Origin of the sequence: Anaerobacillus sp. 1_MG-2023, from assembly GCF_030547345.1 — a bacterium.
GTDB lineage: Bacteria > Bacillota > Bacilli > Bacillales > Guptibacillaceae > Guptibacillus > Guptibacillus hwajinpoensis_B.
Map to the genome: position 1 here is coordinate 21,669 of NZ_JAUORD010000019.1, position 13,725 is coordinate 35,393.

Genomic DNA, 13,725 nt, shown 5'->3' on the forward strand with positions numbered 1-13,725 from the left:
AAAATTTCATTGGAAGATAGCGTATTTGAAGATTTGGTTGAACAATACATGCCACTCATCAAAAGTCAGATTAAAAAGCTTCACCTCACGAACCATTATATTAGATATGAACAGGTAGCCATGATCGCCCTATGGGAATCTGCCGAAAGCTATCAAAATGGAAAAGGAAGTTTTTCATCTTACGCCTACATGAAAGTCCGAGGCAAGCTAATTGATGAATGTCGCCAAGAAACACGATTGTCTAAACAGCTCTCTCTTCACTCAGATTGGAGTGAATATGAAGAAAGGCTACCATTTCATCAACAAACTCTATTACCTGAACTTGACTTAAGTAATCTTACAGAAAATCAGAGTAAATGGGTGGACATGGTCGCTTTGGGTGGGGAATCCCTGAAGACATTAGCAGGTGTTGAAGGAGTGAGCATTGAAGCAGTAAAATCCTGGAGAAAAAGTGCATTATCAAAGTTACGAAAACAGCTTTCATCGTCTTGAGAGTTTCATAAAAGCTCCTATCACTTTTATCGTTTATTTTGAGTAAAAAAAGAAAACACTCCTGGGAGTGTTTTCTACTTTTATTAGCGGTTGTATTTCTTTTTGAACTTTTCAACACGACCACCAGCATCGTTAAAGCGCTGCTGACCAGTGTAGAATGGGTGAGATTCAGAACTAATATCAACTTTGATTAGTGGATATTCGCTACCGTCTTCCCACTCAATCGTTTCGTTAGATCCCATAGTAGAACCAGTTAGAAACTTAAAACCAGTACTAACGTCTAAAAATACAACTTGCTGGTATTTTGGATGGATTCCTTCCTTCATTGCTAGACCTCCTTTATCAATCAAATCATCATTTACGTTAAATGAATGTTATAGAAATAAACAGAGGTTTGGGGCCACATAATAATGGGCACCAAAACCCGTCCTTTCTAGTATATAATTTTTGAGCCATTTGTTCAAACATTGTATGAAAGTTTTTTTAAGAAATTAATAAACAATATGTAAGTCATACAACTAAAGTAGTTCAAAAGACCTAATTTTACAGAAAATAATGAATTTTTCAAGAACATTTGAACGATTTTAAGGAAAAAGGATTGACGATTAAGTATCTAATTTGTCATGATTGGGTGTATAAACTGAATCTCGAGGAGGATGTTGAAATGAACGATGCAGTTCGTGAGGAAATCATACTAATTCAACAAATTCGTGATTGTATTCGTGAGTTCCAAAACGATTATCCACCAGTCGTTAAGGAAGCCATTTTTCACTCGATCCAAAGGTTAACTTCTAAGTTGGTTGACGGAGGTCAAACGTTGATACGAAGTTAGTAAATCATCCAACTCCTGACTACACTGTAAAGTTTCTTGATGTGATATCCCTTTAGTTGTGCCAATCTCAATCATTTCCTCTTGCTTACGCTTTATCCAGTGAAGCAATTCTTCTTTTGCGTCCTGTTTAACATATAACAAGGTTCGTCACCCCTCCTATCCATTTAAGTACAAGCTCTATTATCCAAATTATTCTATGTCTTGTGAAGGCTTTCGCCAAAACTAGACAAAATGACTCTATTTCTTTATTAAAACGTTCTTTACACTATTCGAACAAGTTCTTAATATAAGACCATTCATGAATAAAAATAACAGCTTCTATATAGAAGCTGTTACAAACTAACCTTTGTAGTTAATCGTTGTAATTTATCTCTCGTTATTGAAAGATAATAGTAGTACAATTCTGTTTGGGAGCACTCATATAATTGCTTGTGCTTCACTTTATATATTCCACGATCTAGAAGAAGCACGATTAGCTCTTCTTTTGATCGGAACGATCTTTCTTTTTCCATAACATCCTCCATTGTGCTATTCAACTTCAGAAATGCCATCTTCATAGTAATCAAGCGTTAACTTTCCATCAGAGTGAAGCTGCGCAAGAAAAACATCTTCTACTACAACCTCTTTGTCTAATAGGTAGCTTCTCAACCACTCTTCGCTCTTCCCTACTTCATTAAGCATTTCTTTAATAATTTCCCCATCCATAATCACGGTTTTTGGCTCTTTCTCTTCAGGTAGACTAAGCCAGATTTCAGTTGGCCGTATCATCCGATAATCTCGCTTCAATAAAACGCTGAGCTCACCATCCGCTTCAAATAGTGCAAACTCTACTTCATTTACAGAAAAGACGCTTTTTTTGCGGAGCATTTCTAGCAGTTCATCAATTGTAAAACGCTCTTTCTTTAAGTTACCCTCAAGGATCTTTCCATCTTTTATAAAAATTCGTGCTTTTCCTTCCACGAAATCTCTTACTTTTTTATTTTTCATTGATAAATAGCTGAGTAATACAGATGCGAGCGTCCATATTAAAAGGCTTGTAGTTCCATGAAGGACGCTTACCTCGATGTCCATTGATAAACTACCGGCAATGTCACCAATAATGATGCCAACAATATATTCAAAATAGGAAAGCTTTGATAATTGCTTTTTCCCTAGAAGCTTTGTAATGAAAAATAGTCCGATAAGAATAAACAAAGATCTTATTATAACTTCAAACCAATCCACCATACTCATGTTCCCCTTTGATTACGCTTAAAAACCACTTTTTATTTGCACATTCTACCATTTTGCCCATTTCCTAAACATTTATCCTCTAATAATACTGAAAGAACGATTGATGAATGCTTTCATTAATCTTGTTCATTAACCCTTGCAGTGATCACTTCCATTTTGAAAGAATCACGGAGGTTGTCTATACACAATTCAACGGGTACGGTAAGATGAGAAAAGCAAACGAACTTCTGACGAACCAGAAAGGAAGATACGATGCTCCAACAAGCACGAGAACAACTTAAACATCATTTTGGGTATGATCAATTTCGAGGTGGACAGGAACAGATCATTTCAAGTGTTCTATCTAACTATAATACGCTTGGCATTATGCCTACTGGTGGAGGAAAATCAATTTGTTACCAAATTCCTGCTCTTCTATCAGATGGATTAACGATCGTCATTTCACCGCTAATTTCACTAATGAAAGATCAGGTTGATGCGCTTGCCGGATACGGTATAGAAGCTGCCTATATTAATAGCTCACTTACAGAGACTGAAATTAGAGACCGTATGGCTGAAGCTGAAAGTGGAGAAATAAAATTACTGTACGTAGCTCCAGAACGCTTAGAAGCACCAACTTTTCAGCGGTTGCTTAAGCGGACTAAGATTTCGCTTATTGCCGTAGATGAGGCCCATTGTATTTCCCAATGGGGGCATGATTTCAGACCTAGTTATATGAAGATTAGCCAGATGCTTCATCACTTTGAAGTGCAGCCTCCCGTCGTTGCTTTAACCGCTACGGCAACACCTGAAGTTATTCAGGACATCCAGCGAATCTTAAACATAACCCCAGAGCAAACCTTTATCTCCGGATTTGCCAGGGAAAACTTGCACTTCTCTGTTATTAAAGGAGAGAAGAAAAAATCATTTATCGATAAATACCTTAGCCAAAACGCTTCTGAGTCCGGTATTATCTATACCGCCACTAGAAAGGAAGCAGATCAACTTTACGCTTCCTTACAAAAACAGGGCATTAAAGTAGGCAAGTACCACGCTGGTATGACAGAAAAGCAGCGCAAAACAGCGCAAGAAGAATTTTTGTTCGATAACATTTCAGTGATGGTCGCAACTAATGCTTTTGGGATGGGGATTGATAAATCGAATGTTCGGTTTGTGATTCATCATAATCTTCCAAAGAATATGGAATCCTACTACCAGGAAGCTGGACGAGCTGGGCGTGATGGAGAAGAAAGTGATTGCTTCGTTCTCTTTTCCCCTGGTGATATTCACGTGCAGAAGTTTCTCATTGATCAGAACCAACATGAACCTGAACGTAAATCCGCTGACCTCGCCAAATTAAAAGCGATGGTTGATTATTGTCATACTGAAAAATGCCTCCAAGGAACCATTCTTCATTACTTTGGAGATGAGCGGCCGGGCTATAAATGTGGTAAATGCAGCAATTGTATTGACGACAGAGAAGCGGTTGACATTACCCGTGAAGCGCAAATGATTTTCTCAACGATTAAACGAGTGAATGAGCGATTTGGGAAAACGATCATTGCACAGGTACTGAAAGGATCGAAATCAAAGCGTTTGAACGAACTACGACTCGACAGCGTCTCAACCTTTGGTTTATTAAAACATCTCACACAGCAAGATATTGTGGATATGATTGATTTTCTAACAGCCGAGCAATATATTCTTTTAACTGATAGTAAGTACCCCACCCTCGTTCTACAGGAAAAAACGTTACCTGTGTTAAAAGGACAAGAAAACATATATAAGAAAGTAGCTCGTAAACCAGTAGCGATTGAAGAGGATGATCAACTCTTTACACAGCTGCGAACGCTACGGAAGCAAATTGCCGATCGAGACAACGTGCCACCTTACGTTGTGTTTGCCGATAGTACATTGCGAGAAATGAGCGCAAAAACACCTTCCACACGTGAAGAAATGCTTGAGATCAAGGGCGTCGGGGATATGAAGTTTGATAAATACGGCGAAGACTTTCTTGAGCTACTCTCATCGGCGAAATCGGCGAAACCAACCTCTTCAGAGGATGCGAGTCATAAAGCTTCATTAAAATTATTTGATGAAGGTAAAGACATTCCAAACATCTCAGCAGCGCGTTCATTAAGTCCAACCACCGTCGAGAGTCATCTACTAAAGGCAATGGAAGAAGGTTTACTTGAAGATACGAGCCGACTCATCGATCAGGAAACAGAACATAAGATTCTTGAGAAAGCGGCAGATGTAGGGTTTGATAAACTAAAGCCAATTAAAGAAGCACTACCCGAATCGTTTACTTACTTTCAAATTAAGGTCGCTTTAACAAAACATCGTCAAACTTCGAATAGTTAACGCAAAAAAGAGGATGAGCCGGCTCATCCTCTTTCTTATTATTCATAACGAAGGGAATCAATTGGGTCTAACCTTGAGGCTTTGTTCGCTGGCAATAAACCAAATACAATTCCAATCAGCATGGAAAAGACGACGGCACCTAAAACGACCTGCCATGAAATTAACGATGGCCAGTCTGCAAAAAAGGAGACAAGGTAAGCCGTACCAGATCCTAGCAATATACCAATGATTCCTCCAATTAACGTTAAAATAATGGATTCGACGAGGAACTGAAGCAAGATTTGCTGCCTAGTCGCACCTAAAGACTTGCGAATTCCAATCTCACGCGTTCGCTCTGTTACAGAAACGAGCATAATGTTCATCACACCAATACCACCTACAAGAAGCGAAATTCCAGCAATACTCCCGATGATCGTGGTCATAATGGTCGTTACCTGACCAATTCCCTGAGCAATTTCTTCCATATTGATGACTTGATATGAATCTTCTGTATCGTGTAGCTGATTTAATAACAACGTTGCACGGTCTCCAATCGGTTGGATATCATCAGCGTTCTCGACTTGAAGCGTCACCTGACTGTAGTTACTCGTTCCAAGCATATTTCGCATCGCCGTCCAAGGAATGTACGTTTCGACTGAACCGAACGCAAAAAGCCCTGTTGGTTTTTCAAGTACCCCAATCACTTCAACAGGCTGAACACCAATACGAATGATTTCTCCAATTGGTGATTTACCTTCGAATAATTCTTCCTGCATCGCTGCACTTACAACGGCTACTCTTCGACCACCAAGAAAATCCGCACTTGTAAATGAACGACCTTCTTCTACTTTTAGTTGGTTCACATCTAAATAAGCTTCATTGATACCTGTAATCGAAGTTTCGGCTTCCTCTTCTCGAAGTCGAGCCGTGGAAAACTCGGAGGAAGAGGCCACAACATTCGAGACCTTTTCCACTCCCTCTAACTGACGGATGTCTTCCTGTGTAAAGGGATTATCTTCCCATTTCCCCTGCTGCATTTCTTCTTCAGAAGGCTGGTAAAATACTTCAATCGTGTTTCCATCACCAGCAATTTGAGACTTTAGCATCGCCTCTCCGCCCTGCCCAATAGCGACAACAACAATCACGGCAGCAACACCGATGATAATGCCAAGCATCGTTAAGATGGAACGCATCTTATGCGCTTTGACTGATGTCAAAGCCATTTTGATATTTTCCCAGAGACTCACGTTGTATGCCCCCTGTTCGAAAGAGGATTCTGCCCGAGTAAACCGTCCCGTACGTAGATCACACGGTTTGCATACTCGGCTACTTCTGGCTCATGTGTGACGACAACAATCGTCGTTCCTTCTTGATTAAGCTGAACGAACAAATCCATAATTGCAACGCTAGTAGTCGTATCAAGGGCTCCTGTAGGCTCATCAGCAAGAATAAGAGACGGGTCATTCACGAGTGCTCTTGCAATAGCGACACGCTGTTTTTGGCCGCCTGAGAGTTCATTCGGAAGGTGTTCTACCCGATCCTGTAGTCCGACCTTCGTCAAAGCATCTCTAGCGCGCTCTTCTCGTTCTTTTTTTGTAGCCCCAGCATAAACCATGGGAAGCTCCACATTTTTGAGCGCTGTTAGTCTTGGTAATAATTGAAACTGTTGAAACACGAAACCAATGGATTGATTTCGAACTTTCGCTAGCTCCTGATCTTTATGTTTCGACACATCTTCTTCATTTAAGAAATAAGATCCAGTTGTTGGGCGATCAAGGCAACCAATTATATTCATTAAGGTTGATTTACCTGATCCAGAAGGGCCCATAATGGCAACAAATTCACCACTATTAATTTCCAAACTAATTCCTCTAAGAACATTGACCGATTCCTTACCAAGGGTATAGCTTTTTGTAATCTCATCAAGTTGGATCATTGTACGGTCACTTCCATATTGTCTTTAAGCTTATCCGGCGGATCGATAATAACTTGTTCCTCCGTAGAGACCCCTTTCGTAATTTCAATCCGCTTCGTTGTAGAAGAACCTGTTTCAATCTCGCGTTTCACAGCTTTTCCATTCTCCACAATAAAGACAAATGATTCTTCCCCATCTTGCTGAACCGCTTCAAACGGAAGTGTTAATGCTTCATGTGATTCTGTTTCAATTTCAAGAATCATCTGGAATCCTGGCTTTAAATTCAACTCTTCTGGCTTCTTTAATTTAACCGTAACAGGATATTGAACAGCAGAAGCGTTTGATTCAGCTCCCGAGGCTTCTGGTAAATAGCCTACATCCATTACTTCCGCTTCCCATTTTTCGTCAGGTAGCACATCTGTTGTAATGGTAACTTTTTGACCTGATTCAATGTTCAACGTATCGTATTCAGAAAGTGTTCCTTCGACGATAAGATTTTCCATGCTTCCAATCCGCAAAAGAGGCTTTTCCACTTGAGTCGACTGCGGTGCGCTTGCATCATTGGCTTCTAGCACAACACCGCTAATGTCACTTGTTACTTCAAGATCGCTTATTTTCTGCTTCAAACGATCTTGCTGCAATAATGCCTGACGTAAATCAAGATTCGCCATCCGCTTATCCATTTTCACTTGATCAAGCTCTGCTTCCATTGTTTCGTCTGCTTCTTCTTCTCCAACATCATCAGCTAAGTCGCTTTTTTTCTCGTTTAAACGCTTTTCTTGTTTATCAAGTGAATTGATTCGTAGATAAAGCGACTCGATGTTAATATCGTTCTGCTCTTTCTCCATTTCTAAATCCTGATTCTCGTATGTAAGTACTGAATCTCCCTTTTTCACGGAGTCTCCTTCTTTAACAAGAACCTCCTTCACTTCACCCTTAGCAGGATCCTGATAAAGGGTGCTTTCATCAGCCATCGCTAACGTACCAGGAGTCATAACTGTGGAGTTTATTTCTTCTTTTATAGCTTTTTCAGCTTCAACAGTAGCCGTGCTATCCGCATAAGTCCGATAAATGTTCACACCTACTACAATAACAATGACTATAACAACAGTGATTGCAATCCAAATTTTCTTTTTCATTGCTTATATTCCTGACATGTTATTCGTTACACCAGTGATTACGGCGCCACCGATTGTAAAAAGAAAAAGGATAATAACGATTGTCCATACGAGTGCCTTTGGCCATTGAGCTGTAATACGAAGACCTAGAGCCGTCAGGATAATCGTCCAGATACCAAAGATCTCAATTCCATTCAGAAAACCACCTAGAAATCCTTCTCCACTCACTAAACTACCAAGACTTGTGTAGAGCTTATCAACTGTGCCTCCAACAATAGCTATAATAAGTCCGTTAAGAACAGCACCTATTGCTCCTATAAACCCTATATACGTATTCATCGAAAAGAATTGTTTGAACGTAACTTCTGAGCTTGTTGCTTTGTTAATCAACCAAAGAATAAAACTACCAACGAGGATGGATAATACCGGCCCAACTCCAACAGAAACGATTGTAATAATTTTAGTAAATAAAATAAGACCGTCTACATTTTCTCCTTGCAAATCCCCTGTAGCGAATTGCTCTTCGAATCCTGGCCCAAGTATCATCAACCACCCGCCGATTAATGATAGTACCGTAACAACGATTAAGGGCAACCATACTTTAGGAGCCTGTCGAATGCTTTTAAACTGTTCACCAGGACTCCAAATCATTCCAAGTAGTGATGGCTTTGCTGCATTTCCTTTTTCTTCATAATCTTCGTTCATTATGTACACAACCTTTCAAAATAATGTCATCTCTTTCTACGAGTCTAACAGAAAAAGGTTCCATTATTTTTGAAAAATAGTTATTTTTTCTATAAGACGTCATATTTTAAAACACAAAAAAAGCTGATTATTTCATAATGAAATAATCAGCCTCCAGCTATAGTGATAGCTGCTCTCTTAATGAACAAGGTTCATCTAAGAGTTACATGCCCTAATAGTGGCTCTACAACGCATAACGTTACGTCTAGCTATAGTGCAAACGCAGCTTCCTGATGTAATCGACATCACCAAATTCGAGAGATTCTAAGATCTCTTCTTCTGAGAATCCAGTAGCGGTCGCGATCGTCCTGATGTACGGTTTCTTATCAACCTTTAAGCATCGTGCCCTGGCTTTCTGTGTCTGGTAAAGGACTTGCGAATAGCGATTGTTAGAGATCATTCGCTTCACTGATTTCTCCTTTCACACCCATAATGCATGCTCGCAACGCTATGGTTGAAGTGCCATGGGCATGTAACATTCTATACCCCGGTATCAAAGAAAAGAAACAGAATTTAATGTACTGAGCAGCACCAAAAAACCTATTTCTCATCATATTAAAGAATTTTTTTGATTTCATATGTTATCATCCAAATAAGATGATAGCAAGATAGTTTTTTATTCAGAAAATCCTCCTAGACACTAAACGATAAAAAAAGACGCTCAGCTAAGAGCATCTTCTTCTTGATGGAGCATTGATTTGATCATATAGTGATAGCGATCGATGATTTGTTTCTTTGTAAGAGGAAGGATACGGACAAAGTCTTCCACGACTTCCTTATCAGAACGGAGCCACGCATGATAAGAGCGTTTGACGTATCGTTCTGCATCCTCAAAGTGTTCGAAGTCATTCTTTTCAACCTCGCCACGGCACATGATTTCCCATTGGTCTTCTCGACCAGGACGAATGTAGATGGTCTTTCCTTCATGATTCTCATAGAAAGTACCACTTTCACTGTTTCGCTCATTGAGCTTATTCCGTTCAGGATCTTTACGAAGTGGCTTGAGAGCGAAGGATGGCGCTACAAAAATCCGAAAGGTCTCCTCATTCATTTCACAACCGGAAGCTTTAGGGTGGCCTCCGCCTCCATAACGTGATGCAAATTCAGAGACATCCGCTTCATCATGAATCGTTCGAAAACCAAGTCGTCGGCTTCCATCATTGATGATCGTAATGAAATCAAGATGTGGATTTCGTTTATTTAACTCATTACCAAGTTCTGAATGGTACGATTCAGCATGAACAAGACCGATACAGTATTCATCCACTTCCATTTGAACGAGCTGACGATTTTTCTGATGAATGTAACGCTCAATTTTCCGCTCCTCTAGATCAAGAATCATTTCTTCTGATTCATTGAAAGCAAAGGAATCGGGATCTCGCGTTAAACGCCTCAGCATCTCGGATTTAAATGTTTCTCTTCCCATAATGGAAAATAGATCATTCAATCGTTTCGCATCGACCTCATTATCCTCTTCCCATTCCCAAGTATCGTACTTTCGCACAAGCTCAAGAAACTGTTCTAATGATTCCAAACGCTCGATTTTCTCTTTTTCCAACAGAAACTGATAAAAAAGTGTTGCGGCACACGTTTTTTTATCATCACCTGGATCAACATAGCCCCAATCGTAGTCGTTAAAATGCATCGCTGTAGCATGATGATCAATCATTTGGACATGACTTCCTTTTTGAAATCGTTCCTCCAAGCGTTTTTCAACATGCTCATTCACTGATAAATCAGTAATAAAAATCGGATCACCGCTGTTTTGTAAAAGAAAAGCTTCTACCCTGTCATCTAAATTGCGATATGTACAATGTGTGGTCTCAGCTTCATTCTCAAATGCCAACTCGGCAATAAGAGCACAGGCCGTTCCATCAAGATCACTATCCGTAAACAATTTAATCATGAGCAACTCCTCCTATTCGATGTTAGTATGTACGCCATTTCAAAATTCATGAATACACGATTCATTGAAAAAAGCGAGCAAATGCCCGCTTCCTTCTTACAATTTTTCAATTATACAGGTCTTTTACAACCCCTGTCCAATATAAAAGAACAAAATCATTTCACATGTGAATGAGCCCCTTATCGAATGATCAACCATATTAGCTAATAAAGTCTCAAAGGGCCCTCCCCTAGCTGACCTTAACGTTTAGGAACCATTTGTTTCAACTTGATACTTTTCTCGCAAGCGAAACTTTTGAATTTTGCCACTAGCATTTCGCGGAAGTTCTTCTAAGAATAAATATTTTCGAGGACGCTTATAGTCAGCAAGGTTTGGACTTTCTTTACAATAACGATCGAGTTCTGCCTCTGTTAACCCTTCCGCTTTCTTCACAATAATAGCGGTGACAATCTCTCCCCACTTCTCATCTGGCTGCCCTAGTACCGCCACATCTAAAACTCCTTCATGACCATGGAGAACATCTTCCACCTCTCTCGGGTAGACGTTCTCCCCACCTGAAATAATCATATCATCCACCCGATCCGAAACGTAAAGGTAGCTATCTTCATCCATATAGCCGAGATCTCCTGAATGATACCACCCTTTATACATCGCTTCGTTCGATGCATCAGGACGATTAAAATACCCCATCATCATACATGGTCCTTTTACAATAATTTCACCTACTTCCCCAGGAGGAAGCACATCATCAGGTTCTGAAGGACCTCGTTCATTCGGACGAACAACTCTTACTTCATGGTTTAAGGCTGCTCTTCCTGCAGAACCTACTTTTGTTAACTGTTCGTGCTCATCAAGAAATGTGACAGCCGGCCCCATTTCAGTCATGCCGTAAGCTTGAATTAAATGAATACCAAGCTTTTCTTTTACCGAAACGACTAGGGAAGGCGCCATTGGGGCAGCACCATAAAGGCCGACCCTTAAACTACTTCGATCATATTTAGCGTAATCTTCTTGAAGAATCATATTCCACATCGTTGGAGCCGCAAAGAGAACTGAAACTTTCTCGTTCTGAATGACTTCAAGTACTTTTTTCGGTTCAAAGTGATGAATAATGATATTCGTTGCACCAAAATGAACTCTTGGTAAGAAGTTACAGTGCAATTCTGCACAGTGGAACATTGGCGCCGCCACAAGTCCCCGATCGGCTTGTGTGAGCTTTAATGATGCGCCACATAAGATGCTTTGCTCTATCATATTACGATGACGATGCATGACACCTTTAGGTCTACCGGTCGTTCCACTCGTATACATAATCGCATACGTATCATTCTCATCTACCTCAACTATGGGCTCATGATCGTGCGAAAGACGAACATGTTTCTCGTAGCTCTCTGCGTAAGATGGCTCATGATCATCGATTGACCAGAACGAGACATCCGGATACTGAGACTGTATCTCTGAAACAATCGGTTCCAGAGCACGTTCAAATATGAAAATAGATGGCTTCGCATCTTCAATGATGTAAGCGATTTCATTAGATTTCAATCTGAAATTAATTGGATTAATAACAGCTCCGATTTTTGCACTCGCAAAATAAAGCGTAGCTAATTCCACAGTGTTAAATAAGAAGGTCGATACGCGATCTCCCTTTTTAACTCCTGCATCTAGTAAAGCATTCGCGAGACGGTTCACCTCGTTATTCCATTCCCTATACGTCCATCTTATGTTTCGATCTACATCAACAAGCGCTTCTTCCTTACCATACTTTTTTACCGTTTGAAGGAACAAAGAACCGATGGTTATATACATTTAGAAACCTCCACATCTTTCTTCTCTTAGATTTGGTTTGCGTATGTATAGTTCCATTTTCACAGAGGTAATCCCTTCTTTTTTATCTGAATACTTAATTAATTTAGGTGTGTTTCCTTTTTGAATAAACAATCCTACTTTAAAGTATAAGAAATCACAAAAAAATACCGGAATGTCCGGTATTTAAATGCGATCACTTATATCATCCTGCTTCCATTTATTCATCATAGGAACCGAATGTCGACTTATCATAGCTACAAGTTTCTCAGGGTTTTCTTCTGTAAGCAACGGCTCCATATATTGCTTATGAAGAAAGCCTTCCTCTACCATGTGTTCAAGCATGAGATAAAAGCGATCATAATAGCCTTTTGTATTCAAAAGTCCAATCGGTTTATTATGATATTCAAGCTGATACCAGGTGAATATTTCCGTTAATTCTTCAAGGGTTCCAATTCCACCAGGTAACGCTATGAAAGCATCTCCTAACTCATACATCTTGGCTTTACGTTCATGCATTGTATCGACTATAACTAAATTCGATAGCTCTATGTGGGTCACATTATCATAAATTTTGCGAGGAATGATCCCTGTCACTTTGCCTCCAGCTTTTAAAACCGATCTTGCTAGTGCCCCCATTAACCCGACATTGCCTCCACCGTATACCACTTCAATCTCCTTCTCTGCAAGCTCCTTGCCAAGCTGCTCGACGGCTTCAAAATAGTGGTTATCAACATTCTCACTGGATCCACAAAAAACTGTCATTCGTTTCAATTCGTTCATTTACAGATCCTACCCCCTTATATCAATCAGACAATAACGACTTTGGTTGTAAGCTTTTCTTCATATTTATATTTGTTGTTTTAAATCCTAAACGCTCATAAAGTCGAATCGCTTTTGTATTATGACCAAAAACATGAAGTGAAAGTCCTTCAATGTCTTTTTTCTCTAACAGTACTTCAAGTGCCTTTATGGCTTCTGTTCCAAAGCCTCTACCTTGTTTATCTTCATTTATAGCAAACTCATAGATAAATGCTTCCTTTGCTTCGTTATCCACCTTCACCCATAAGCTTCCTAGCTTTTCCTCTATAGCTTGATTAACAATGGTATACAGAAAATGATCTTCGGTGTGTCTTCCTTCAGGCAATAATCGCTCGAATTCCTGCTTGGACTTTTCATATGCCTCTTCTTGTTTCCAATTCCCCGATGAAGCTTTTTCCTCTGCATAGCTATCAATCGATACTTCCAGAAATTGTTTGAAGTCATAATCATTCATTGGTTGTAATACTATCAAAAACTGCCATCTCCTTTCCATCTCTTTTTATCTTACTATTAAATATGTTTGAAAAATAGTGTC

General features: G+C 39.7%; 15 protein-coding genes. 3 read left to right on the plus strand and 12 right to left on the minus strand.

Annotation, left to right across the window (positions count from 1 at the left end; translation table 11 throughout):
* The first annotated feature begins 9 nt into the window (after window positions 1–9).
* The gene (locus Q4550_RS21565; RefSeq protein WP_303535931.1) at window positions 10–492 is read left to right on the plus strand and encodes a sigma-70 family RNA polymerase sigma factor; all 483 of its coding nucleotides are present in this window, start codon (window positions 10–12) and stop codon (window positions 490–492) included.
* Window positions 493–575: 83 nt separating this feature from the next.
* Here the strand turns inward: Q4550_RS21565 and Q4550_RS21570 are convergent, their stop codons facing one another.
* Window positions 576–818: a type B 50S ribosomal protein L31 gene (locus tag Q4550_RS21570; RefSeq protein WP_048310190.1), complete on the minus strand. Its 243-nt coding sequence runs from the start codon at window positions 816–818 to the stop codon at window positions 576–578.
* 338 nt (window positions 819–1,156) lie between these two features.
* Between Q4550_RS21570 and Q4550_RS21575 the strand changes: the two genes are divergently transcribed.
* A complete protein-coding gene (locus Q4550_RS21575) occupies window positions 1,157–1,324 on the plus strand; it encodes a hypothetical protein (protein ID WP_194222344.1) in 168 nt (55 codons plus the stop codon).
* Here the strand turns inward: Q4550_RS21575 and Q4550_RS24650 are convergent.
* From Q4550_RS24650 to Q4550_RS21585, 3 genes are all read right to left on the minus strand, one after another.
* Entirely contained in the window at window positions 1,277–1,399 is a 123-nt protein-coding gene (locus Q4550_RS24650; RefSeq protein ID WP_194222263.1) for an aspartyl-phosphate phosphatase Spo0E family protein, read from the minus strand. The two genes, Q4550_RS21575 and Q4550_RS24650, sit on opposite strands and share 48 nt — an antisense overlap.
* Window positions 1,400–1,656: 257 nt before the next feature.
* Window positions 1,657–1,836 (minus strand): Fur-regulated basic protein FbpA, encoded by a 180-nt coding sequence (gene fbpA, locus Q4550_RS21580; RefSeq protein WP_303535944.1) that lies wholly within the window; start codon window positions 1,834–1,836, stop codon window positions 1,657–1,659.
* A 16-nt stretch (window positions 1,837–1,852) separates the two neighbouring features.
* Window positions 1,853–2,551 carry a DUF421 domain-containing protein gene (locus tag Q4550_RS21585; protein WP_303535947.1) on the minus strand — a complete coding sequence of 233 codons (699 nt, stop codon included), beginning with the start codon at window positions 2,549–2,551 and terminating at the stop codon, window positions 1,853–1,855.
* A gap of 258 nt (window positions 2,552–2,809) precedes the next feature.
* On the opposite strand from Q4550_RS21585, the gene recQ reads away from it, so the two are divergent.
* Entirely contained in the window at window positions 2,810–4,900 is a 2,091-nt protein-coding gene (recQ, locus tag Q4550_RS21590; protein ID WP_303535950.1) for a DNA helicase RecQ, read from the plus strand.
* Window positions 4,901–4,938: 38 nt separating this feature from the next.
* Here the strand turns inward: recQ and Q4550_RS21595 are convergent, their stop codons facing one another.
* The 8 genes from Q4550_RS21595 to Q4550_RS21630 form a co-directional block, all read right to left on the minus strand.
* A complete protein-coding gene (locus tag Q4550_RS21595; protein WP_303535952.1) occupies window positions 4,939–6,126 on the minus strand; it encodes an ABC transporter permease in 1,188 nt (395 codons plus the stop codon).
* Window positions 6,123–6,815 carry an ABC transporter ATP-binding protein gene (locus Q4550_RS21600; protein ID WP_303535955.1) on the minus strand — a complete coding sequence of 231 codons (693 nt, stop codon included), beginning with the start codon at window positions 6,813–6,815 and terminating at the stop codon, window positions 6,123–6,125. Before Q4550_RS21600 ends, Q4550_RS21595 begins: the two co-directional genes overlap by 4 nt.
* Entirely contained in the window at window positions 6,812–7,933 is a 1,122-nt protein-coding gene (locus Q4550_RS21605; RefSeq protein WP_303535957.1) for an efflux RND transporter periplasmic adaptor subunit, read from the minus strand. The genes Q4550_RS21600 and Q4550_RS21605 overlap by 4 nt, the downstream gene beginning before the upstream one ends.
* 3 nt (window positions 7,934–7,936) lie before the next feature.
* Window positions 7,937–8,617 (minus strand): YknW family membrane protein, encoded by a 681-nt coding sequence (gene yknW, locus Q4550_RS21610; RefSeq protein WP_303535959.1) that lies wholly within the window; start codon window positions 8,615–8,617, stop codon window positions 7,937–7,939.
* A 700-nt stretch (window positions 8,618–9,317) separates the two neighbouring features.
* Window positions 9,318–10,562 (minus strand): DHH family phosphoesterase, encoded by a 1,245-nt coding sequence (locus tag Q4550_RS21615; RefSeq protein WP_303535961.1) that lies wholly within the window; start codon window positions 10,560–10,562, stop codon window positions 9,318–9,320.
* A 246-nt stretch (window positions 10,563–10,808) separates the two neighbouring features.
* Entirely contained in the window at window positions 10,809–12,371 is a 1,563-nt protein-coding gene (locus tag Q4550_RS21620) for a fatty acid--CoA ligase (RefSeq protein ID WP_303535964.1), read from the minus strand.
* Window positions 12,372–12,554: 183 nt separating this feature from the next.
* The gene (locus Q4550_RS21625) at window positions 12,555–13,151 is read right to left on the minus strand and encodes an LOG family protein (RefSeq protein ID WP_303535966.1); all 597 of its coding nucleotides are present in this window, start codon (window positions 13,149–13,151) and stop codon (window positions 12,555–12,557) included.
* Between the two features lie 22 nt (window positions 13,152–13,173).
* Window positions 13,174–13,662, minus strand: a complete 489-nt coding sequence (locus tag Q4550_RS21630) for a GNAT family N-acetyltransferase (protein WP_303535968.1) — start codon at window positions 13,660–13,662, stop codon at window positions 13,174–13,176.
* Window positions 13,663–13,725: the final 63 nt, after the last annotated feature.